Below are 22,228 nucleotides of genomic sequence, written 5' to 3'. Positions count from 1 at the left end.
CGCCATGCGCCTGTGCCTGGCGGCCGCCGTCGCGATGCTGCTGCCCGCGCTGGCCGCGGCGCACGGCGTGTGGGTCGCGCAGCGTGCGGGAGCATGGGCGCTGGTGCTCGGCGAGGCGTCGGTCGACGAGGCCTACGCGGCTGGCCAGGTGCGCACGGTGCTCGCCCGCACGGCGTCCGGCGAGGCGCGCGAGGCGGCGGTCGTCGCACAGGATCGCCATGCGCTGCTGCGCTTCGACGCGGATGTCGCGGCGGTGGCCGCGGTGTTCGAGGACGGTTACTGGTCGAAGACCCGCGCCGGCGCGTGGGTCGCGGGCAGCCGCGCCGAGGTAGCCGACGCCGAGCGGACCAGCTTCGACGTCAAGGCGACCACCACGATCGTGCGCCCGCTGGCGATGCCGGCGAAGGCCTTCGGCCTGCCGCTGGAGATCGTGCCGCTGGCCGACCCGATGTCGTTGCAGAGGGGCCAGGTGCTGCCGGTCCGGGTCTTGTTCGACGGGCGTCCGCTCGCCGATGCGAAGGTGACCGCGGACTATCTGCACGACGCGCAGGCCGAGGGCGTCCGCACCGATGCCGACGGGCGGGCGGAGGTCGTGCTGGGCAGCAGCGGGCTCAACGTGATCAAGGTGAGCGCATCGCGCCCGCGCCGCGACCGCAGGCTCGCGGACGAGGACGGCTACACCGCGACGTTGGCGTTCGCCCTGCCGCCGGCGGAGTGAGACCGGTCCGATGCGCGGCGCACTGACCTGGATGCATCGCTATGTCGGCCTGTGCCTGGCCGTGCTGCTGCTGATGTCCGCGGTGACCGGGAGCCTGCTCGCGTTCGAGCGCGAACTGGACGCCGCGTTCAACCCGGAACTGTTCCGCCGCAGCAGTGCGGGCCCCGACCTGCCCGTCGACGCGCTGGTCGCGGCGGCGACGCGGCAGTTGCCGGGCATGGTCGTCACCGAAGTACGCCTGCCGCACGCGGGGCAGGACACCGTGCTGCTGGACACCGCCAGCGCGGACGGCTCGCCGCCGCGCTACGACCAGGCCTTCGTCGACCCCGCGAGCGGGCGCGTGCTGGGCACGCGCCTGTGGGGCGAGCTCGAACCGGCGCGCCGCAACGTCATTCCGTTCCTGTATTCGCTGCACTACAGCCTGCACACGCCAGGGTCGGCGGGAAAGCTGGTGCTGGGCGGCGCGGCGTTGCTGTGGTTCGCGCACAGTTGCGTCGGCCTGGTGCTCGCGTGGCCGCGGGGCAGGCGCCGGCGCGACGCGTGGCGGCGGGCGCTGTCGCTGAAGCCCGACAGCGACACGTGGCGCGGCGACTACCAGCTGCATCGTGCCGGCGGGCTGTGGCTGGCGGCGCTGTCGCTGCTGATCGCGCTGACCGGCGCAATGATGAACCTCAGGGAGCCACTGTTCCGGCCGGTGCTGTCGAAGCTGGTGGCGGTCACGCCGGTGCCGGCTGCGCGCTTTCCGCAGGGCCGCGCGGCGGGCAACTCGCGTCCGCCGCTGACGTTCGGTGCCGCCGCCGCCACCGCCGAGCGCCTGGCCGGGCGCCACTACGACGCGCCGCGCGCGTACCGGATCGGCCGCGATCCTGCGCTCGGCGTGTTCGTGGTCGCGCTGGGCGAAGCCGGCCGCAATCCGCGTTACGGGCTCGGTCCGTCGAGGCTGTACCTGGACGAGCACGGTGGCGGGCTGCTGGCGGCCGACTGGGCCGACGGCGGCACAGCGGGTGATGTGGTGCTGCGCGAAGCCTTCCAGGTGCACTCGGGGCAGGTCGCCGGACTGGCCGGGCGCATCCTGGTTTCGGCAAGCGGCGCGGCGGTGGCGCTGATGCTGCTGCTGGGCCTCCGGCTCTGGTGGCGCAGGCGCGCGGCGGTTATTGCCGGGCGCATCCGGCATGCCGCCGGAAGGGTGTCTACGCCGTAGAGGCTGCCGTTGGCGCGCGGCCCGCGCCTGTCGCGCCCTGCTGCGCCCTGCTAAGGTGTGCGCCTTCCGCCGCCGTTTCGACCCTGACGCCGTGATCACCCAAGAAGAATTCGCTGCGCTCGCGCGCCAGGGCCACACGCGCATCCCGCTGGTGCGCGAGGTGTTTTCCGACCTCGACACGCCGCTGTCGGTGTACCTGAAGCTGGCCGACGGCCCGTACACCTTCCTGTTCGAATCGGTCGAGGGCGGCGCCACCTGGGGGCGCTATTCGATCATCGGCCTCCCGGCGAAGCGCGTATACCGCTTGCGCGGGCATGAGCTGGAAGTGGAGGACTCCGGCGAGGTCACCGAGCGCCGCCATCTCGACGACCCGCTCGCGGAAATCGAAAAGCTGCGCGCGCAGTACGACGTGCCGCGGCTGCCGCAGCTGCCCGCATTCAGCGGCGGCCTGGTCGGCTATTTCGGTTTCGAGACGATCGGCTACATCGAGCCGCGGCTGGCGCGGTGGGACCGCTTTGATGAGCTGGGCACGCCCGACGTGCTGCTGATGCTGGCCGAGGAAGTGGCGGTGTTCGACAACCTCAAGGGCCGGCTGTACCTGATCGTGCATGCGGACCCCGCGCAGCCGCAGGCCTACGCCGCGGCGCGGCGCCGGCTCGACGCGCTGGTCTACCGGCTGCGCCAGGGCGGTGCGTCGTACCCGCAGCTCACGCAGTCGACCGCGCTGGACGAGAGCGACTTCAAGTCGTCCTTCACCAGGGAAGAGTTCGAGGCGATGGTCGAGCGGGCGAAGGAATACATCCGCGCCGGCGACATCTTCCAGGTGGTGCCGTCGCAGCGCTTGAGCGTGCGCTTCAACGCGCGGCCGGTGGACGTGTACCGCGCGCTGCGCGCGCTGAACCCGTCGCCGTACATGTACTTCGTCGACCTCGGCGAAACGCAGATCGTGGGTTCCTCGCCGGAGATCCTGGCGCGGCTGAAGGACGGCAAGGTGGTGGTGCGCCCGCTGGCCGGCACGCGCAAGCGCGGCGCCACGGAAGAAGAAGACCAGGCATTGGAAGCCGAGCTGCTGGCCGACCCGAAGGAGCGCGCCGAACACGTGATGCTGATCGACCTGGGCCGCAACGACCTGGGCCGGATCAGCGAGACCGGCAGCGTGGAAGTGAGCGACTCGTTCGCGATCGAGCGCTACTCGCACGTGATGCACATCGTCTCGCAGGTGCAGGGCACCGTGCGCGAAGGGCTCGGCTACATGGACGTGCTGAAGGCCACGTTTCCGGCCGGCACGCTCAGCGGCGCACCCAAGGTGCGCGCGCTGGAGATCATCCAGGAGCTGGAGCCGGCCAAGCGCAACATCTACGGCGGCGCGATCGGCTGGATCGGCTGGTGGGGCGACGCCGACACCGCCATCGCCATCCGCACCGCGGTGATCCACGGCGGCCGCCTGCACGTACAAGCCGGCGCCGGCATCGTGTTCGACTCCGACCCCGCCGCCGAGTGGGAGGAGACGATGAACAAGGGCCGCGCGCTGTTCCGCGCAGTGGCGCAGGCGGCGAAGGGGTTGTGAGGTCCGGTTGCCGGGCCGACCGCGGCTAGTTGCGCCCCGTGATCTGCAGCGCCAGGTTGTACAGGATGCGCAGGTCCTCGTCGTCCAGCGCATCGCCCTCGATGCCGCGGAAGTGGTGGCGGAACGCGCGCACCGCGGCGGGGCGGTCTTCCAGCGGGTAGCCGACCACGGCCAGCGCCAGCCACGGGTCGAAGCCGGCGGGCGGATCGGCCAGCGCGCCCTGCGGCCAGCGGCCGAAGCCGGCGGTGGCCAGTTGCCGCCACGGGAACAGCGGGCCGGGGTCGTCCTTGCGGCCGGGGGCGAGGTCCTCGTGGCCGATGATCTGCGTGCGCGGGATGTGCAGCCGCGTGGTGAGGTCGGCGAGCAGGCGCAGCAGGCTGTCGATCTGCGGCTGCGCGAACGGCGCGGCGCCGTCGTTGTCCAGTTCGATGCCGATCGAGGCGGAGTTGAGGTCGGTGATGGTGCCCCAGCGCCCCGGGCCGGCCTGCCAGGCGCGCAACTGGTCGGCCACCAGCTGGTAGATGCGGCCATCGGCGCCGACCAGGTAGTGCGCGCTGACCGGGCCGCCGCTGTTGGCGGTACGCAGGGTATCCAGGCTCTCCTGCACCGAGTGCTGGTTGGTGAAGTGCAGCACGATCAGCACCGGCCGGCGGATGTCGTGGTTCGGCGACGGCACCCAGGTCGCCAGCGGGTTGCGCGGCGGCAGCGGCGTGCAGGCGGCGAGCAGTGCGAGCAGCGCCAGCAGGGCCACGCGGGAAAACGGATCACGCATTATCAGCGGCTCCCTGGGTGGTCACTGCAGATACGGCGCCGCGATCGCCAGCGCGGTACGGTACGGTTCCGGGTCGTTGCGGTTGCTGAGCAGGATCACGGTGAGGTGTTGCTGCGGCCAGCGCACGATCACATTGCGGAAGCCGATGCTCTCGCCGGAGTGCCACAGGGTATCGCCGGTGATGCGCCAGCCGTAGCCGTAGCTGGCTTCGTACGGCTCGCCGGTGACCTTCACGTGCGGGCTGAAGGCGAGTTTGCGCGAGGCCGCGCTGAGCAGGCGGTCGTCGTACAGCGCGGCGTCCCACTTGGCCAGGTCGTCGATCGAGGAGTAGATGCCGCCGTCGCCGCGTGTGGCGCTGGTGACGCTCTGGTCGGTGCGCGTCCAGCGGCCGTTTTCCTCGCCGTAGCCGTAGGCACGGTTTGGCACTTCCGGTCCCTTGCCGTGCTCGTAGAGCAGGGTGTGGTCCATGTGCAGCGGCTGGAAGATACGCTGCTGGAGGTACAGCGGCAGGCTGATGCCGGAGGCGCGCTCCACCACCAGGCCGAGCAGCACGTAGCCGGAGTTGCTGTAGCGGTACGCGGTGCCCGGCGTGAAGTAGGTCTTCGGCGTGGCCGACAGCAGGCGCAGCACGTCGTCGTCGCTGACCTGCGCAGTGGTGCCGGGCGCGATCAGGTCCTCGTAGTCGACCAGGCCGCCGGTGTGGCTGAGCAGCTGGCGCAGGGTGACGGCCGCGGTACTCTCCGGCAGCGTGGGCAGCCAGCGGCGCACCGGGTCGTCCAGGCGGAGCCGGCCGTCCTCGGCCAGCAGCAGGATCGCCGCGGCGGTGAACTGCTTGCTCACCGAGGCGAGCCGGTAGTTGGTCGTGGGCGTGGCGCGCTCGTTGTCCTCGAGATTGGCCAGTCCGTAGCCGCGGCGGACGACCGGCTTGCCGTCCTTGAGTACCAGCAGCGAGGCGCCGGGCACGTCGCCGGCGTAGCGCTGCATCATCGCGCCGGTGGGGTCTACCGGCCTGGTGCCGGAGGCGCAGCCGCCGAGCAGCAGGATCACGGCGAAGATGGCAGATCTCTTGAACACGGCAAAACTCCCTCGTCATGGCCAAACACCCGTAGGAGCCCGCTCGCGGGCGATGCTTTTGGAGTCGGGATGACCAGACGTTCGTCTGTTGAGAGCCGGGATTCGCAAAAGCAAAAGCATCGCCCGCAAGCGGGCTCCTACGGTTCAGGTGTGTGAATGTCCGGTGTTGGCGTCATTGCACCGGCACGTCGTAGAGCGTGTGCGGCGTGGGTTCCGGCGCGAGGGTGTAGTGCCACCATTCCATCGGATAGTTGCGGAAGCCCTCGCGGGCCATCGCATCGCGCAGCAGCAGGCGGTTCGCGCGCTGCGCGGCAGTGATGCCGGGTGCGTCGGTGTGCGCGCGCACGTCGAAGAAGTCGAAGTCGGTGCCCATGTCCAGCGGCTCGCAACGCGTGCCGTCGGCGGCGCAGCGCTGCAGCGTGAGGTCGATGGTGGCGCCGCGGCTGTGGCCGGAGACCGGCGCGATGTAGTCGCCGAGCAGCTTCGACTTGTCCAGCGTGGGGTAGTGTTGCGGCTTGGTGCGCTGGTCCCCAAGATCGTGTGCCCAGCGCACGAAATGCGCCACTGCGCGAGCGGGGCGATAGCAGTCCCAGATCTTCAGGCGCAAGTGTTGCGTGCGCAGTTCGCGCTCGACCCGCGCCAGCGCCTCGGCCACCGGGTGCAGCAGCAGGCACTTCGGCGCCAGGTAGCCGTCCACCGGCGCGCCCACGAAGTTGTCGTGGCCGGCGTACTTGATGTCCTCGGCGATGTCCGGCACCAGCGTGCGGATGTCGACCAGGTTCGCGGCGGCGGCGATCTTGGCGGGCGACAGCACGGGCGCCTGCTCCGCGTGGGCGATTCCGCCGGCGGCGACGAGCAAGGCGAGCACGAACAGATACCCGGTTGTCGTAGGAGCCCGCTGGCGGGCGATGCTTTTTTTGCCGGGATGACCAGACATTCGTCTGTTGAAAGCCGGGATGACCAGACGTTCGTCTGTTGAGAGCCGGGATTCGGAGTTCGCAAGAGCATCGCCCGCCAGCGGGCTCCTACGGGTAGTCATGGGCGGACGGGTGATCATGGGCAGGTTCCGACGCGGCGAAAGTCGAGGTCTTCGTAGTCGGAGCTGAAGTCGCCCAGCGGGTCGAGCTTGGCCATGCGCAGGGTGATCGGCTGGTCGCCGGTCGCGGCGTTGAAATCCAGCCACGCGTCGAGGTCAGCCGAATCGTCCCAGTGCACGAAATAGCGCTCGCCCAGGCGCATCATGGTGCCGGCCAGCGACGGCGATTTCGCGGCGGCGAAGTGCATCCTGCCGTCGCGCGGGCACAGCGTGATGTCGCCGAACCACGGGTCGCGGTATTGCCCGCTCCAGCGCGCCAGTTCGGCCGGCGAGGCCGGCTGCTGCGCCGAGGTGTCCGGCGCACCCGAGGCGGCCGGCCGCTGTTTCGCCTGCTGCTCCAGCGCGCCGGCGTACCAGTCCACGCCGCGGCGGTCGCCGGGTGCGGTGAAGTGCTTCATCAGCACTTCGCCGAGTACGGTGCGCGCGTCGCCCGCGTCGCCGTTGATCATGAACACGAAGCCGTTGCCGTGATCCGGCAGCAGGGCCAGCATCGAGTACATGCCGTTCAGCGTGCCGGTGTGCCATACGCTCCACTGGCCGTCGGCGTCGGCCATGCGCCAGCCGTAGCCGTAGGCCATCACGTGGGTGTTGTCCCGCTTGCGGCGCTGCGTGGAGACTGGAATCAGCATGTGCGGTGCCTGCAGCACGTCGCGCTGTACCGGCGACAGCCATTTCAGCTGAGCCGTGGTGGGCGCCAGCCAGTTGCGCGCCCACGCCAGCATGTCGGTGAGGTCGCAGCGGATGCCGCCGGCAGCGGCGGAGGTGATCGCGGGAATCGCGGCGGCCTCGGGGATCGCCACGTTGCGGCCGCCGTCGCGGCGATGCGGCGTGGCCACGTCGCCCACCGTGTCGCGGTTCCACGCGCCGACCTGGCAGCGATCCAGGTGCAGCGGCTCGAACACCTCGCGGCGCATCAGCGTTTCGTAGGACGCGCCGCCCGCGGCGGCCGCCACTTCGCCGGCCACCACGTAGAGCAGGTTGTCGTACTGGTACTGCGAACGGAAGCTGTAGCCGGGCTTGATGTAGGCAAGGCCGTGGATGATGTCGGCGCGGGTGAACGCGTTCGGCTCCGGCCACAGCATCAGGTCGCCGCCGCCTTCGGGCAGGCCGCTGGAGTGGGTGAGCAGGTCGGCCACGCGCATGTTCGCGGTGACCCACGGGTCGTGCATGCGGAAGTCCGGCAGGTATTTCGTCACCGGGTCGTCCCAACGCAGCTTGCCGGCATCGACGAGACGCCCGAGCAACGCGGTGGTCATCGCCTTGCTGTTGGAGGCGATCTTGAACAGCGTGCGCGGGGTGATCGGCTGGCCCGAGCCGGCGACGGTTTCGCCGGCGGTGCGCACGTAGACGACTTGCCCGTTCTCGATCACGCCGACGGCGATGCCGGGCAGGTGGTAGCGGGCGATCGCCGCGTCGACGATCTTGTCGTAGGTTGGGTTGGCGGTTTGGGCGGCGACGACCGGGACGGCGAGCAGAAGCAGGAGCGCAAGAGCACCCAGCCTCAGCCCTCCCCTGCGTTGCAGGGGAGGGAGCAGGGTGCAGGCCTCTTGTTGCCCGGTGCCGCGCTTCTGGCTCCTACCCCTGCTGGCAGGGGGAGGTTGGGAGGGGGTAGCTCGAGCGTGCGGAAGAGCACCCCTCCCCAACCCTCCCCTGCGTGGCAGGGGAGGGAGAGAAAGTGGGCAGCTCGCCTCAGTGTTGCGCATGGCGCTCGACCTCGCGCCACACGCGCAGCAGGTTGCCGCCCCACAGCTTGGCGATGTCGGCGTCGCTGAAACCGGCGCGGCGCAGTGCCGCGGTGACGTTGCGGGTTTCGCTGGCGTCCTTCCAGCCGGTGATGCCGCCGCCGCCGTCGAAGTCCGAGGCGAGGCCGACGTGGTCGATGCCGGCGACCTGCACCATGTGCCGGATCTGCTTGACGTAGTCGTCCAGCGTGGCCAGCGGATATTTCTTCTGGATCTCGGCCATGCCCGCGTCCATCTCGGGCCGGTAGTCGTCGTTGTCGCTGTCGTACTCTTTTTCGCCGGCCTGTTTCGCCACGCGTTCCTGCAGCGCCTTCTCGGCAGCCTCGCGGCCGGGGTCGTGCTTGAGGAATTCCTTGTACGCCACGGCCTGCACCACGCCGCCCTTGGCGGCGATCGCGCGCAGCAGGTCGTCGGGCAGGTTGCGCGGGTGGTCGAGCACGGCGCGGGCGCCGGAATGGGTGGCGATGATCGGCGCGTCGGATACCTTGAGCGCTTCGCGTACGCAGCGGTCCGAGGCATGCGAGATGTCGACCATCATGCCGAGCTGGTTGGCGCGTTCCACCACGGCCCGGCCGAACTCGCTCATGCCCTTGTCGCCGGCGCTGTTCATCGCCGGCTCGCCGTGCCCGGTGTCGGGCAGCGAGCTGCTGCACAGGTCGTTGTTGCCGACGTGGACCAGGCCGACGGAGCGCGCGCCGCGGTCGAACGCGGCGTCGAGGCGGCGGATGTCGTGGCCGAGCGAGTAGGCGTTCTCGATCTCGATCGTGGCCGAGAGCAGGCCGGCCTCGTGGTTGGCGACCAGTTGTCCGGGCGTGGTGGCGAGGCGGATGCGGTCGGGATACATCATCAGCATGCGGCCGATGCCGTCGTATTTCCGGTTGGCCTGTTGCACCGCCTTGGCGTAGCCGGCGGCGTCGAGCTGGTGTTGCGGCACCCAGATCACGAAGAACGCCGCGTTGAGGCCGCCGCGTTCCATCTTGCCCAGGTCGACCAGCAGCCGGGTGTCGTGCCCGACGTCGAAACGCGGCTCGCCCATGTAGTTGAAGGGGATGTCGACGTGGGTGTCGATGGTGATCGGCGGATCCTGCACGGCCCGCGCGTGCAGCGCGACGGGCAGGGCCAGGGCGGCGAGGATGGCGAGGCGGGCGGTCAGGCGCATGTCGTTTCCCAGTTCCGCGCCGGCTGCTCGCCGGCGATCATTTCCTCGAAGTGCTGGCGGCGGCGCACCACGGCGTAACAGCCCTGGTCGAGCAGCACCTCGGCCGCCAGCGGCCGCGAGTTGTAGGTGGAGGCCATCGACGCACCGTACGCGCCGGTGGCCCTGATCAGCAAGAGGTCGCCGGCCGCGCATTCGGGCAGCTCGCGGGCACGGGCGAAAGTATCGCCGGTTTCGCAGACCGGGCCGACGATGTCGTAGGTGGCCAACGGACGCGGTTCGCCGCCCACCGGCACGATATCGTGCCAGGCGTCGTACAGGCTGGGCCGCTGCAGGTCGTTCATCGCCGTGTCCAGCACCAGGAACCGGCGTTCGATGCCTGGCTTGATGCGGATCACCCGGGTCAGCAGCACGCCGGCCTCGGCCACCAGCCAGCGGCCAGGCTCCAGCAGCAGGCGGCCGCGATAGCCGGCCAGCGCCGTGCGGATCACGGCCACGTAATCGGCGGCGGCGACCGGCCGGTCCACGCCGGCGCGGTAGCACACGCCCAGCCCGCCGCCCACGTCGATGCTGCCGATCGGATGGCCGGCCTGTTCGAGTTCGCGCCAGAACGCGGCGACCCGCTGCAGCGCCAGGCGGAACGGATCGAGGCTGAGGATCTGCGAGCCGATGTGCACGTGCAGGCCGTCGAGCTGCACGTGGTCCAGTTGTTTGCGGCCGGCGAACCAGCGGCGCGCCTCGTCGATGCCGACGCCGAACTTGTTTTCCGACTTGCCGGTGGAGATCTTCGCGTGGGTCTGCGCGTCCACGTCGGGGTTGATGCGCACCGCGGCGCGAGCCACCACGCCCTGCGCCTTGGCCGCGCGTTGCAGCGCGTGCAGCTCGTCCAGCGACTCCACGTTGAAACGCATGATGCCCACGTTCAGCGCGCCGGCGATCTCGTCGGCGCTCTTGCCCACGCCGGAGAACACGATGCGTTCGGCGGGAATGCCGGCGTGCAGGCTGCGGCGCAGTTCGCCGGCCGAGACGATGTCCGCGCCGACGCCGGCGTTCGCCATCAGCTGCAGGATGGCGAGGTTGGCGTTGGCCTTCACCGCGAAACAGATGGTGGCGTCGAGGCCGGCGAGCGCGGCCTGCAATTCGCCGATGCGCTGGCGGATCGCGCTGGCGGAATAGGCGTGGAACGGAGTGGGGATGCGTTCGGCCAGTTGTCGCAGGTCGACGCCGTCGAACATGCCGTTGGCACTGGCCGTTTCCCGGGCGGTTTTCCCCGCCGTCGGGCGGCTCGTCGTCTGCGTGGACATGGATGCGCTATCGGTGGTGGGTGCGGAGGTGTCGGGAAGAGAGCGGCCCGCCACTCGGCGGGCCGCGATCGGGAAGGTCGATCAGAAGGTAACGGCCATGCTCAGCTGGGTGAATCGCGGCGACTGGAAGCCCAGCGGCTGGCGGAAGGTGTCGCTGGTGGCATTGGAGATGGACGTCTGCAGGTCCTGGTCCACCGCCGTGGTGCGCTGCGAGTTGAACAGGTTGTAGACGGCGAGCTTCACGCGGAACTCGCCGCCGTCGAACGGCCGGATGTAGCTGATGCCGGCGTTGAGCGCGATGGTCCACGGCATGCGGCCGTACTTGCCGCGCGGCGAGCGTTCGTAGACGCGGTTCTCGGAGATCGGTGAGTCGCAGTTCTGCACGCAGATGTAATAGCTGTGGTAGTTGGTCTTGTCGTAGGGGTTGCCCACGCCGAAGCCGGTGATCGGGCCGCCGGACATCGCGCTCAGGTCGGCGCCGAGCTGCCAGTTCGGGGTGAGCGCGTAGGTGCCGCGCAGCTTGAACTGGTGGCGGCGGTCGTTCGGCAGGTAGCCGTCGCCGCCCAGGTTCACCCACGGGTTGTCGAAGTTCTCGGTACGGCCGGTGTCGTCGAAGTTGGTGTCCGAGTTGACCGGACCTTCGGCGTTGCCGCGGTTCCACGACATCGTGTACGAGGCGTTCATCGCCCACTGCTCGTCCCACGCGCGGTTCAGCTGCAGCTCGATGGCGGCGTAGGTGCGCTTCGGCTTCACCCAGCCGCGCTGGCCGAGGTACTTGCCGGAGGCGTCGTACATCGCCCAGCCTTCCTTCGAGGTGTCCACGGTGACCCAGCCGTCCGGCTTGCCGTCGCAGTCGGTGTCGCCCCACACGGTGACCTTCTTGCCCGGGTTGGCCATCACCCAGCCGATGTAGCCGTTGCCGCCGCACTGCGCGGTGGCGGTGATCTGCATGTCGTCGATGGCGTTGTGCAGGCGCCGGTAGGTGGTGCTCACGCCCCACGACCACTGCGGGTTGATCATCTGCTGGAAGCCCAGGATGGCCTCGTCCTGGTAGACCGGGTCCATGTTGCGGTCGACCTCGGAGCGCAGGTCGCCCACGGTACCGTTGCCCTGCGAGACATCGACCGCGCCGAGCTGCGGGCCCAGCTTGGGCACGGCGTACTGCACACCGTTGAGGGTCTGGATGTCCCAGCCGTTGAACGCGTAGTAGGTGCGCTCGTCGAGCAGGCCGCCGGCCTGCTTGATGTTGATCACGTTGGCCACCGGCAGGAAGTAGCGGCCGAGGTTGCCGAACAGCTTGGCGCTGCCATCGCCTCGGACGTCCCACGAGAAGCCCAGCCGCGGCGCGATCTGGCTGTCCATCTTGATGTAGCTGCGGCCGGCGGCGTCCTGGTTGTCGAAGCTGTCGTTGCGCACGCCGGCGTTGAGTACCAGGGTGGGCGTGACCTGCCAGCTGTCCTCGATGTAGTACGCGGCGTTCTTGGTGGTGAAGGTGCCGGCGATTTCGTAGCGGCGCGCACGCACGTAGGCGTCGTAGCCGGGCGGAATCACCCCGCCGTTGGAGATGGTGTCGCCGGGCTTGGCCGCATACAGGTTGTAGTAGAACGCGCCCGGCCCGGCGTAGTGGCGGTTGTACTCGGAGGTGTCGTTCTCGTGGTCGTAGCCGAAGCGCAGCAGGTGGTTGCCCAGCGTCCACTCGAAGTCGGCGCGCGCCTGCTTGCGGGTGTCGTTGCGCTTGTAGACGGTGGAGTTGCTGGTACAGCCGAGCCGCACGCCGGGGTCGTGGATCTTCATGAATGCGTTGTTCGCCGCGACGTAGTTGCAGGCGATGTCGAGTTGCGAGCGGGTGAACGCCTCGCGCTCGTTGCGGCCGGTCATCAGCTTCATCGACAGGTCGTTGGTGAGGTAGCTGGTCCAGGTCAGCGCCCAGTCCTTGCCGCCGGTGTCGGTGAGGACCTTGTTGGTCCGGGTGCCGATCGTGTGGGTGCCGAAGTTGTAGCCGTAGACGTCGCCGGTGTTCTTGTTTTTGTCGGAGAACGCCATCAGCTGCAGCGTGTTGCTGTCGGTGATGTTCCAGTCGATGGTGGTGCCCCAGAACCCGGTATTCGAGCTGTTGGCGGTGAGCGTGGTGCCGGCGTTGTTGGTGTTGCGCGGGCTGCTGCCGCGGGCCTCGTACATCGCGAAGATGAACAGCTTGTCCTTGACGATCGGGCCGGAGGCCCAGACGTTCGTCTTCACCAGCGAATTCCGGTCGCGGCTGGCGGTGAGGTAGCGGCGGCCGCTGGCGTCGTAGCGGTCCTTGGCCGCCGAGTGCCAGTTGCCCGGCTCCAGGGTGACTTCCATGCCGCCCTTCAGCTCGTTGGTGCCGGAGCGCGCCACCGCATTGATCACGCCGCCGGTGGTGCGGCCGAACTCCACCGAGTAGCCGCCGGTCTTGACCTGGAACTCCCGGTAGAACGCAAACGGCGCCTCGGAGAAGCCGTTGCGGTTGTAGAAGTCGGTGACGTTGAGGCCGTTGACGTAGACCGCGTTCTCCGCGATCGACGAGCCGCCGAACGAGATGCCGCCGAAGCTGGCGTTGCCCTTGACCACGCCCGGCGCGAGCAGGGCTACCGAGGCGACGTTCTGGTTGACCGGCAGGCGCACCAGTTCCTCGCGCGAGATGTTGGTGGCCGATTCGGTCGAGGTGACGTCGATCACCGGCAGGCCGGTGCCGGTGACGTTGATGGTCGCCAGTTCGGTGGCGTTGGGGGCGCCGGCCAGGTCCACCGTGGTGGCGTTGCCCAGGCTGACGGTGACCTTGCGCGGCTGGCCCAGCGGCTGGCCGTCCCTGCTGGCGCTGAGCGTGTAGTCGCCCACCGGCAGGAACGGAAAGCGGTAGTTGCCCCGCTGGTCGGCGGTGATGGTGCGGGTCAGGCCGGTCGCCGGGCTCGCCGCGGTGATCACCGCTCCCGGCTGGGCACGGCCCACCACCGAGCCGTCGTTGTTGCCGGCGTACGCCGCGGGTACCGCCAGTGTCACCAGGCCGAGACCGAGCGCCATGCTGAGTGCGGTCCTGTGCAATATCCGGGTGTTGCTCATGTCCCCATCTCCCCCATCGACGCTGTCGATGCCATGTTTATGAAAAGCCGCGGATTACTTGCCGCTGCGTCCCTGCGCCGCCGGCAGGATCTGCCAGTCGAAGTCGTAGTCCAGTTGGTCGAAATAGACGTTGCCGCCGCGCCACTCGGCCTCGCCGCGCTGCGAGTCCACGTCGTCGGAACGGAAGTGCCGCTTGGCCGGCTGGAAGCGCCGGCCGAAGTCGTCGTTGAAGGCGATGCGGTAGTTGTCGAGCCCGCCGAGGTAGAACCATTCCAGCGACTTGTCGTCGCCCGGTCCGGGTTGCAGCCGGCCGGTGGTGACGTCCATCGGCACCCAGCCGTAGGGCGCCAGGTACAGGTAGCCCCAGTCGTGGATGTTGCTGTAGCGGCTGCCGTCGCCGTTGCCGAAGAACACCATGCCCGACTGCCAGCGCGCGGGGATGCCGTTGAGGCGCAGCAGGGCCATCAGCAGCAGGGTCTGCTGGCCGCAGTCGGCGTGGCCGGCGTGCAGCGCGTAGTCGCTGATGTTGGAGATGGTGGAGTACTCGCGCGCGCCGGCCCACGGGATGCGGTCGACCGCGGCGAACAGTTTCTGCGCGATGCGGTAGGGATTTTTCTCGTCGCCGACCACCTCGTGCGAGAACTTGCGCATGGCGTCGGTGAACACGATGTGCGGCGCGCGCTCGGCCACGTACGGGGCCAGTTCCGGCGTGATGGCTGCCGCCTGCACCTTGTCGGCGTCGATCGCGTGGTACTGCGCGAACAGGGTCAGCTCGTAGGTGACCGAGAACACCGTCTTCTTCCCGGCCACCGCGGGTTTCTCCAGGTACACCGTGCGCTGCGGCACCGACCCGGGCGCGATCCGGTGCTGCACCGGCACGCTGGCGACGTAGCGGATGTCCTCCTGCTGGCCCGGCACCGCCTGTGGGTACGGGATCCACGCACGCACGGTTTCACCGGCCGGCACCGCGTCGGCGGCGGCGGTCAGGGTCTGCGTCATGCGCAGGCGCTGCGGCAGCACGCTGCTGCGGTGTTCGGCCAGCGCCGCCTGGTAGATGGCGCGCTGATGTTCGTTCAGCGACGCCATCGGGCCGTCGGTGATCGGGGTCTGCACCGCGCGCCGCGCCACTGCTTCCGGGCTGAGCCGGAACAAGTTGCTGGGCGCGCGCTTGAAGTACACCGTGCGGCCGTCGATCACCTGGTGCTCGAACAGGCCGGCCGCGTTCCATCTGGCGAACTCGGCTTCGCTGAGGTCGGGGATCGGCTTGCGCACGCGCGCCTTGACGTCGTCGGCGCTCAGGGTGAAGTCGAGCAGGATGCGGCGCATGCGTTCGCGCTGGAAGGCGAGCGCGTCGCGTGTGTCGGCGGACAGGCCGGGCTGCGCCAGCGCGCCGGTGATCGCCGTGTCGGCCGCCTTGAAGTGGCCGGCGTCGATCTGGGCGATGATGGGGGCGACGACCTTGCCGTCGGCGCCGTTGCCGGCGAAGGCGAGCGGTGCGGCGGACAGCAGGGCGAGCAGGGACGCGACGAGGCGCAGGCCACGGACATGGCGGCGTATTCCCGGTGCGACAGGCAGCAACGTATCCATCGACAAGCGTCCCCCGCAACGAATCCCCTGAAACCGCTGTGTAACACGCTTGCAAATACTGGTCAATAATTTATGCTTCAATCGAAGTTTATAAGAATCAGCTATTCCTTGATGGTGGAAGCCGGCCAACCTGCGAATACCCGCGAACGATCCACGAGGGGATGCATGTGATTCATACGGTCTGGCCTTACCTGGCGCTGATGTTGCTGGTCGCCGGCCTGTTTCCGGCGGTGGAACGCCGCTTCGGCTGGAAGGTGTTCTCGGTGCTGCCGCCGATCGTGCTGACCTATCTGTTCGTCACCGCGCTGGCGGTTTCCGGGCTGTGGCAGGTCAACGAGGAGATCAGGGCGGCGCAGTCGATGCTGGTGGCGCACCTGGTGCCAGCGCTGCTGTTCCTGCTGATGATCAACTGCGACCTGCGCGCGATCTGGCGGCTCGGCCCGCGGGTGCTCGGCGTGTTCGCCTGCACCTCGCTCAGCCTGTTCGTAGCCTTCGTCGGCACCTTCCTGATCTATCGCCACTGGCTGCCCGGCGACGACTGGCAACCGCTGGCCGCGCTCTCCGGCAGCTGGGTCGGCGGCAGCGCCAACATGATCGCGGTGAAGCAGGCGATAGGCATGTCCGACGCGCACCTGGCGATGTCGCTGCTGACCGACGCGCTGGGCTACTCGATGTGGGTGGTGGTGCTGTTCTCGGTAGCGCGGCTGGCACCGGCGTTCAACCGCTGGACCCGGGCGGCATCCAGCGGCGACATCCCGCTGGCACCGGTGAAGACCAAGGCGCCGACCACCTACGACAGCGTGTTGCTGTGGCTGGGCATGGCGCTGTCGGCGGCGGCGCTGTCGGGCTGGCTGGCCAACTGGCTGCCTGCCTCCGGCATGATCAGCGCCACCACCTGGACGATCCTGCTCGCTACCGGCCTCGGCCTGGTGGTGGCGCACACGCCGCTGGCGGAGTTCCCCGGCGCCAGCACGATCTCCAGCGCGATGCTGATCAGCGTGGTGGCGGTGCTGGCCTCGCAGAGCAACTTCCAGGGCATCGCCGCGGCGCCGCTGTACCTGCTGTGCGGCATCACCATCATCGCGATCCATGCGGTGCTGCTGGTCGGCTTCGCCAAGCTGTTCCGCTTCGACCTGTACCTGTGCGGGATCTCCTCGCTGGCGCATATTGGCGGCGTGGCGGCCACGCCGATCCTGGCGGCCAGCTATTCGGCCGCGCTGGTGCCGGTCGGTATCCTGCTGGCGCTGCTCGGCTACATCCTGGGCACCGGTTACGGACTGGTGGTGGCAATGGTGCTGTCGGCGCTGGCCGGCCCGTGATGCGGTTTCAACCAAGGACCAAGACGATGCGACTTCCCCTGCTTGCCGCCACCGCGCTTGCGCTCGCCCTCGCCGGCGCGCCGCTGCAGGCGCGCGAGGCGAACGATGCGTTGACGGTGCCGCCGTCCGGCGTGCTCGGCGTCGGCGAGGCGCAGCTCACGCCCGCGTTCTGGGTCGGCCTGCAGGCCGAGCCTGACCGGGTGATCCTCGACCGCGCCACGATCGAGGCGCAGAACGCGAAACTGCTGCAGGTCGATCCGTCGATGCACGACCTGCACGCGTTGCCGAAAACCTTGAGCCGCGAGCAGGTCGCGGGCTGGATCGAAGCCCTGTCCGAGCGGCCGGACCGTCCGCTGTTCGACGTCGACGGCCAGCCGGTGCCGGCCGCCACGCTGGATGCCGTGGTCGGCAACCTCGCGCTCGATGCGATTCCCGCGCAGCAGCCCACGCGCTACGGCCTGGTGGTGCGCCGCGCCGCGCTGCGTACCTTCCCTACCACGTTGCGCGTGTTCAGCACCAAGGGCGACACCGACATCGACCGCTTCCAGGAGACTGCCGAGTTCCCCGGCACGCCGGTGGCGATCGTGCACGCCAGCGCCGACGGCCGATGGCTGTTCGTGGTCAGCCCGCGCTATGCGGCGTGGACCGAGAAGGAGAACGTGGCCGAAGGCAGCGCGGCCGCGGTGTTCGGCTATGCCGGCAAGGTGCCGTACCGGGTGGTCACCGGCGCGGTCGAACGCACCGTGTTCACCCGCGAGCAGCCGGCGGTATCGCAGCTGCCGCTGGACATGGGCACGCGCGTGCCGCTGCTGACGAAGCTGCCGCCGGACCAGCCGGTCAACGGCCAGACGCCGTACGCCGCGCATGTGATCGAACTGCCGCTGCGCCAGGCCGACGGCACGCTGGCGTTCACCCCGGCGCTGCTGCAGAAAAACACCGACAGCGCCGCCGACTACCTGCCGCTGACCCGCGCCAACCTGATCCGCCAGGCGTTCAAGTTCCTCGGCGAGCGCTACGGTTGGGGCCACGCCTACGACGGCCGCGACTGCAGCGGCTTCGTCTCCGACGTATACCGCAGCATGGGCGTGCAGATGCCGCGCAACACCAGCAAGCAGGCGATCAGCCCGGCGCTGGAGCATCGCGGGTTCACCGCGAAGGACAGCCGTGAGGAACGCCTCAAGGCCGCGCACGCACTGCAGGTGGGCGACCTGGTCTACATCCCCGGCCACGTGATGATGGTGATCGGCCACCTGCACGGCCAGCCGTACGTGATCCACGACGTGGGCGGCATGAGTTACCACAAGGCCGACGGCAGCAAGGCGCGGATCAAGCTCAACGCGGTGTCGGTGACTCCGCTGCTGCCGCTGCTCTACAACGACAGTCAAACCTATGTCGACCGCATGACCAGCATCGTGCGCATCCGCCATTGAGCGTGCCGGCACCAAGAAGAAAAAGGACACGGATTCCATGAAGGCTTGCCCATGAAAATCACCGACATCCAGTTCGGCATGCTGCGGGTGCCGCTGAAGACCCCGTTCAAAACGGCGCTGCGCACGGTCAACACGGTGGAGGACATCGTGGTGATGGTGCACACCGACTCGGGCCAGGTCGGCTACGGCGAGGCGCCGGCCACCGCGGTGATCACTGGCGACACCCACGGCTCGATCATCGACGCGATCCGCCATTACATCTCGCCGCGGCTGATCGGCCAGGACATCGCCGAGCTCAACCACCTTACCCAGCTGATCCAGTCCTCGATGGAGAAGAACACCAGCGCCAAGGCGGCGGTGGAGATCGCGGTGTACGACCTGTGGGGCCAGCTCTACGGCGCGCCGCTGTACAAGCTGCTCGGCGGCGGCGACCCGGTGATCACCACCGACATCACCATCAGCGTCGACTACATCGACAAGATGGTGGCCGACTCCATCAGCGCAGTGGAGCGCGGCTTCGAGTCGCTGAAGATCAAGGTCGGCAAGGACATCGGCGTCGACATCGAGCGGGTCAAGGCGATCTACGCCGCGGTGGAAGGGCGCGCCCTGCTGCGGCTGGACGCGAACCAGGGCTGGACCGCGAAACAGGCGGTGTACGCGCTGCAGACGCTGGAGGAAGCCGGCATCAAGCTGGAGCTGATCGAGCAGCCGGTGAAGGCGCGCGACCTGGCCGGCATGCGCTACGTCACCGAGCGCGTGCACACGCCGGTGATGGCCGACGAGAGCGTGTTCGGCCCGATGGAAGTGATCGAGCTGATCCGCCTGCGCGCGGCCGACATCATCAACATCAAGCTGATGAAGACCGGCGGCATCTCCAACGCGATCCGCATCGCCGACATCGCCGGCATGCACGGCATCGAGTGCATGATCGGCTGCATGCTGGAAACCTCGATCAGCGTGGCCGCCGCGGTGCACGTGGCGGTGGCCAAGTCGAACGTGATCACCAAGGTCGACCTGGACGGCCCCTCGCTGTGCCAGTTCAACCCGGTCGACGGTGGGGTAATCTTCAACGAGTCGGAAATCTCGGTGACGGAGGCCCCCGGGCTGGGCATCCGCGAGATCCGCGGGCTGGAGAGGCTGGGGGATTGATGATGTCGCCGCTGGTCAAAATCCGTTCGGAGCGCGACCAGATGTCGGCGGTGGAGCGGCGCATCGCCGACTTCATCCTGGAAAACGCGCAGCTCCTGCGCGACTACTCCTCGCAGCAGTTGGCCAACGCGCTGGGGATCAGCCAGTCCAGCGTGGTCAAGTTCACCCAGAAGCTGGGCTTCAAGGGCTATCCGGACCTGAAGTATTCGGTGGGCGAGGCGATCGCCCGTGCCGACAACGGCGATGCGCCGCAGGTCGCCGCGGCAGGGGATGGCGAACGCGGCGGCGCCTCCGCCGGCAACCTGTGGCGGCGCAAGTCCGAGGCCGAGGAAGCTACCCGGCTGATCAATCCGCCGGGAACCCTCCACGCCGTGGCCGATGCGATCGAGCAGGCCGGCCGCACCGGCAAGGTGTTCATCATCGGTCTGGGCGAGGACGACATCCACGCGCGCGGCTTCGCGCTGAAGCTGTCGCTGCTGGGCATCCTCACCGTGCACAACTTCGACACCGCGCGGATGACCGCGAATGTTTCCGCGGCCAGCGCCGGCGACGTGCTGCTGGTGTTTTCCGAGCACGGCAACCATCCGGCGTTGTGCAAGATCGCCCGCTATTTCCGCGAGCGGCGCGGCCGGGTGATCACGGTGACGCGGCATACCGCCAACCCGCTGCGTGCACTGGCCGACCTCGCCCTGGTGGTGTCGGCGCACGACGAGCTGCCGTACATCCAGCCGCTGCTGTACCAGTCGGCGCTGCAGCATCTGCTCGACGGCGTGTTCGTGCAGCTGTGCGAAGGCCACGATGATTTCCGCGCGCAGCTGCTGGCCAACCTCGACCGCATCCAGCTGATGCTGGAGCCATGACCCCATGCCTCATCCCCGTAGGAGCCCGCTTGCGGGCGATGCTTTTCCGCGGGAATGGTAAATCGAAGCAAAAGCATCGCCCGCGAGCGGGCTCCTACAACATCATCATTTGACCCGCCGGATGAAAGGCCGATGACTGTCCGCAGCTCAACCCTTGCCGTACTGACCTTTGCCGGCATGCTCGCCGGTGCGGCGCACGCCGGCGCGGCGGCCACGCCGTGGCACGACGCCCGCCAACTGGTACTGGTCACCACCGCCGGTTGGAACGCAAACCACGGCACCCTGCGCACGTTTGCGCGGGACGGCGACGGCTGGCGTGAGGTGCATGCCGCCGCGCCGGTGACCATCGGCAAGAACGGCGCCGGCTGGGGCCTGGGCCTGAACGCGCCGCAGCACGACGGGCCGCTCAAGCGCGAGGGCGACAACCGCAGCCCGGCCGGCGTGTTCCGCATCGGCGAGGCGTTCGGCTACGCCGCGCACGCGGTCACCGCGCTGCCGTACCGCGCGCTCACCGCCACCGATTACTGCATGGATGTCAGCGGCGCGGCCCAGTACAACCGCATCGTCGACGCGAACGTGGTCGGCGCCGGCGCGGTGAAGGGTTCCAGCGAACCGATGCGGCGCGACCTGCACGCGAACGGCGACCAGCGCTACCGGCTCGGCTTCGTGATCGAGCACAACGCGCAGGCGGCGCCGCAGGGCGGCAGCTGCATCTTCGCGCACCTGTGGAAATCGCCCAGCGATACCACCGCCGGCTGCACCGCGATGACGCCAGCGGTGATGCGGTCGCTGCTGGCCTGGTTGAAGCCGCAGCAGCACCCGGTCTTCGTGCTGCTGCCGCAGGCCGAGTACGAGCGGCTGCGCGCGGACTGGAAGCTGCCGGCGCTCGCCGCCGCGGATGCCGCGCGGTGAGTGCGACCACCCGGGTGCTGGCCGGGCTGGCCGCCGGCGCGCTAGTCGGCCTGCTGCTGGCCCACTGGAACGAAACCGTGGCGCTGCAGGTGGCGAACGTGGCGCAGCCGATCGGCAAGCTGTGGCTGAACGCGCTGCAGATGACCGTGGCGCCGCTGGTGCTGGCACTGGTGGTGGTGGGCGTCAACACCGCCACCGACGCGGCCGCCTCGGGCCGCATCGCGCGGCGCGCGATCGTAGTGTTCGTCGTGGTGCTGACCGGCGGCGCGCTGTTCGCGGCGCTGGCCGCGCCGTTGGTGTTCGCGCTGTTCCCGCACAACCCGGCGCTGGTCGCCGCGCTCGATCACGCCAGCATGCCCGCCGCCGCGCAGGCGGCGCCGGTGAACTGGATCGACACGCTGGTGGCGATCGTGCCGAGCAACGCGATTATGGCCGCGGCGCAGAGCGCGATGCTGCCGCTGGTGGTGTTCGCGCTGTGCCTCGGCTTCGCGCTGACCCGGATCGCGCCGGCGCGGCGCGCGCTGCTGATGGAATTCTTCCAGGCGATCGCCGACGCGATGATCGTGATCGTGCGCTGGGTGCTGTGGATCGCCCCGCTGGGCGTGTTCGCGCTGATCCTTTCGGTGTGCGCTCGCTCGGGCCTGGGCATGCTCAGCGCGCTCGGCGTGTACGTGCTGGTGGAGTGCCTGCTGTACCTGGCGGTCACCGTGATGATGCTGCCGCTGGCAGTGATCTTCGGCGGCGAGCGGCTACGCCGCTTCGCGCTGGCGCTGGTGCCGGCGCAGGTGGTGGCGATCAGCACGCAATCGTCGCTGGCCTCGCTGCCGGCGATGCTGGAAAGCGCCGACCGCCGGCTCGGCTACCCGCAGCAGGTCGCCGCGCTGGTGCTGCCGATGGCGGTGAGCCTGTTCCGCCTGACCAGCCCGGTGCAATACGTGACCTCGGCGGTGTTCATCGCCTGGGCTTACGGCATCGACCTGTCCACCGCGCAGCTGCTCGCCGGCGCGCTGCTGGCGGTGGTGATCAGCCTGGGTTCGGTCGGCCTGCCGGGCCAGGTCACCTTCATCGCCACCAACCTGCCGGTGGCGCAGGCGATGGGCCTGCCGCTGAGCCCGCTCGGCCTGATGCTGGCGGTCGACACCCTCCCCGACGCGCTGGCCACGCTGGGCAACGTCACCGGCGACCTTGCCGCCACCAGCATGGTGACCCGGCAGTCGCGGGGCGACCTCGCCTGAGCGCCTCCGTGAATTGATGCCGCTG

17 protein-coding genes are annotated in these 22,228 nt (G+C 69.0%); 9 read left to right on the top strand and 8 right to left on the bottom strand.

Annotation, left to right across the window (positions count from 1 at the left end; translation table 11 throughout):
* Nucleotides 1–4: 4 nt before the first annotated feature.
* From AC3WRN_RS02000 to trpE, 3 genes are all read left to right on the top strand, one after another.
* A complete protein-coding gene (locus tag AC3WRN_RS02000) occupies nucleotides 5–718 on the top strand; it encodes a DUF4198 domain-containing protein (RefSeq protein ID WP_492621655.1) in 714 nt (237 codons plus the stop codon).
* A 10-nt stretch (nucleotides 719–728) separates the two neighbouring features.
* Nucleotides 729–1,919 (top strand): PepSY-associated TM helix domain-containing protein, encoded by a 1,191-nt coding sequence (locus AC3WRN_RS01995; RefSeq protein WP_492621654.1) that lies wholly within the window; start codon nucleotides 729–731, stop codon nucleotides 1,917–1,919.
* Nucleotides 1,920–2,010: 91 nt separating this feature from the next.
* Complete coding sequence (trpE, locus tag AC3WRN_RS01990) at nucleotides 2,011–3,486, top strand: anthranilate synthase component I (protein ID WP_492621653.1); 1,476 nt, start codon at nucleotides 2,011–2,013, stop codon at nucleotides 3,484–3,486.
* A 25-nt stretch (nucleotides 3,487–3,511) separates the two neighbouring features.
* Here trpE and AC3WRN_RS01985 read toward each other — a convergent pair whose 3' ends face one another.
* From AC3WRN_RS01985 to AC3WRN_RS01950, 8 genes are all read right to left on the bottom strand, one after another.
* Complete coding sequence (locus tag AC3WRN_RS01985) at nucleotides 3,512–4,258, bottom strand: N-acetylmuramoyl-L-alanine amidase (RefSeq protein WP_492621652.1); 747 nt, start codon at nucleotides 4,256–4,258, stop codon at nucleotides 3,512–3,514.
* Nucleotides 4,259–4,279: 21 nt separating this feature from the next.
* Nucleotides 4,280–5,332: a serine hydrolase domain-containing protein gene (locus tag AC3WRN_RS01980; RefSeq protein WP_492621651.1), complete on the bottom strand. Its 1,053-nt coding sequence runs from the start codon at nucleotides 5,330–5,332 to the stop codon at nucleotides 4,280–4,282.
* A 172-nt stretch (nucleotides 5,333–5,504) separates the two neighbouring features.
* Complete coding sequence (locus tag AC3WRN_RS01975) at nucleotides 5,505–6,206, bottom strand: M15 family metallopeptidase (protein WP_492621755.1); 702 nt, start codon at nucleotides 6,204–6,206, stop codon at nucleotides 5,505–5,507.
* Nucleotides 6,207–6,385: 179 nt separating this feature from the next.
* Nucleotides 6,386–7,933 carry a serine hydrolase gene (locus tag AC3WRN_RS01970; RefSeq protein ID WP_492621754.1) on the bottom strand — a complete coding sequence of 516 codons (1,548 nt, stop codon included), beginning with the start codon at nucleotides 7,931–7,933 and terminating at the stop codon, nucleotides 6,386–6,388.
* Nucleotides 7,934–8,117: 184 nt separating this feature from the next.
* A complete protein-coding gene (locus AC3WRN_RS01965; protein ID WP_492621650.1) occupies nucleotides 8,118–9,329 on the bottom strand; it encodes a dipeptidase in 1,212 nt (403 codons plus the stop codon).
* A complete protein-coding gene (gene lysA / locus AC3WRN_RS01960) occupies nucleotides 9,320–10,630 on the bottom strand; it encodes a diaminopimelate decarboxylase (protein ID WP_492621649.1) in 1,311 nt (436 codons plus the stop codon). The genes AC3WRN_RS01965 and lysA overlap by 10 nt, the downstream gene beginning before the upstream one ends.
* A gap of 81 nt (nucleotides 10,631–10,711) precedes the next feature.
* Entirely contained in the window at nucleotides 10,712–13,711 is a 3,000-nt protein-coding gene (locus AC3WRN_RS01955; protein WP_492621648.1) for a TonB-dependent receptor, read from the bottom strand.
* Nucleotides 13,712–13,765: 54 nt separating this feature from the next.
* A complete protein-coding gene (locus AC3WRN_RS01950) occupies nucleotides 13,766–15,298 on the bottom strand; it encodes a transglutaminase-like domain-containing protein (protein WP_492621647.1) in 1,533 nt (510 codons plus the stop codon).
* A gap of 161 nt (nucleotides 15,299–15,459) precedes the next feature.
* On the opposite strand from AC3WRN_RS01950, the gene AC3WRN_RS01945 reads away from it, so the two are divergent.
* The 6 genes from AC3WRN_RS01945 to AC3WRN_RS01920 all read left to right on the top strand — a co-directional run bounded on the left by AC3WRN_RS01945 (nucleotide 15,460) and on the right by AC3WRN_RS01920 (nucleotide 22,203).
* On the top strand, nucleotides 15,460–16,617 hold the full coding sequence (locus tag AC3WRN_RS01945; protein ID WP_492621646.1) for a DUF819 family protein: 1,158 nt from the start codon (nucleotides 15,460–15,462) through the stop codon (nucleotides 16,615–16,617).
* 26 nt (nucleotides 16,618–16,643) lie between these two features.
* Nucleotides 16,644–18,047: a C40 family peptidase gene (locus tag AC3WRN_RS01940; protein WP_492621645.1), complete on the top strand. Its 1,404-nt coding sequence runs from the start codon at nucleotides 16,644–16,646 to the stop codon at nucleotides 18,045–18,047.
* Between the two features lie 51 nt (nucleotides 18,048–18,098).
* On the top strand, nucleotides 18,099–19,196 hold the full coding sequence (locus AC3WRN_RS01935) for a dipeptide epimerase (RefSeq protein ID WP_492621644.1): 1,098 nt from the start codon (nucleotides 18,099–18,101) through the stop codon (nucleotides 19,194–19,196).
* Between the two features lie 2 nt (nucleotides 19,197–19,198).
* Nucleotides 19,199–20,056, top strand: coding sequence for a MurR/RpiR family transcriptional regulator (locus AC3WRN_RS01930; protein WP_492621643.1), 858 nt, complete (start codon nucleotides 19,199–19,201; stop codon nucleotides 20,054–20,056).
* A 132-nt stretch (nucleotides 20,057–20,188) separates the two neighbouring features.
* Complete coding sequence (locus AC3WRN_RS01925) at nucleotides 20,189–20,968, top strand: L,D-transpeptidase family protein (RefSeq protein ID WP_492621642.1); 780 nt, start codon at nucleotides 20,189–20,191, stop codon at nucleotides 20,966–20,968.
* A complete protein-coding gene (locus AC3WRN_RS01920; RefSeq protein WP_492621641.1) occupies nucleotides 20,965–22,203 on the top strand; it encodes a dicarboxylate/amino acid:cation symporter in 1,239 nt (412 codons plus the stop codon). Before AC3WRN_RS01925 ends, AC3WRN_RS01920 begins: the two co-directional genes overlap by 4 nt.
* The last annotated feature ends 25 nt before the right edge of the window (nucleotides 22,204–22,228 follow it).

The organism is Rhodanobacter sp. FW101-FHT13A11, from assembly GCF_058790335.1.
The sequence above is the reverse complement of the archived record's forward strand: the minus strand, read 5'-3'. Positions and strand labels throughout refer to the sequence as shown.

What these genes read in the sequence shown, in the direction of transcription:
- AC3WRN_RS01925 (WP_492621642.1), top strand. Translation starts at nt 20,189, where the DNA reads ATGACTGTCCGCAGCTCAACCCTTGCCGTACTGACCTTTGCCGGCATG.
- AC3WRN_RS01945 (WP_492621646.1), top strand. Translation starts at nt 15,460, where the DNA reads ATGCATGTGATTCATACGGTCTGGCCTTACCTGGCGCTGATGTTGCTG.
- AC3WRN_RS01940 (WP_492621645.1), top strand. Translation starts at nt 16,644, where the DNA reads ATGCGACTTCCCCTGCTTGCCGCCACCGCGCTTGCGCTCGCCCTCGCC.
- AC3WRN_RS02000 (WP_492621655.1), top strand. Translation starts at nt 5, where the DNA reads ATGCGCCTGTGCCTGGCGGCCGCCGTCGCGATGCTGCTGCCCGCGCTG.
- AC3WRN_RS01995 (WP_492621654.1), top strand. Translation starts at nt 729, where the DNA reads ATGCGCGGCGCACTGACCTGGATGCATCGCTATGTCGGCCTGTGCCTG.
- AC3WRN_RS01985 (WP_492621652.1), bottom strand. Translation starts at nt 4,258, where the DNA reads ATGCGTGATCCGTTTTCCCGCGTGGCCCTGCTGGCGCTGCTCGCACTG.
- AC3WRN_RS01935 (WP_492621644.1), top strand. Translation starts at nt 18,099, where the DNA reads ATGAAAATCACCGACATCCAGTTCGGCATGCTGCGGGTGCCGCTGAAG.
- AC3WRN_RS01930 (WP_492621643.1), top strand. Translation starts at nt 19,199, where the DNA reads ATGTCGCCGCTGGTCAAAATCCGTTCGGAGCGCGACCAGATGTCGGCG.
- AC3WRN_RS01955 (WP_492621648.1), bottom strand. Translation starts at nt 13,711, where the DNA reads ATGAGCAACACCCGGATATTGCACAGGACCGCACTCAGCATGGCGCTC.
- lysA (WP_492621649.1), bottom strand. Translation starts at nt 10,630, where the DNA reads ATGTCCACGCAGACGACGAGCCGCCCGACGGCGGGGAAAACCGCCCGG.
- AC3WRN_RS01965 (WP_492621650.1), bottom strand. Translation starts at nt 9,329, where the DNA reads ATGCGCCTGACCGCCCGCCTCGCCATCCTCGCCGCCCTGGCCCTGCCC.
- AC3WRN_RS01950 (WP_492621647.1), bottom strand. Translation starts at nt 15,298, where the DNA reads ATGGATACGTTGCTGCCTGTCGCACCGGGAATACGCCGCCATGTCCGT.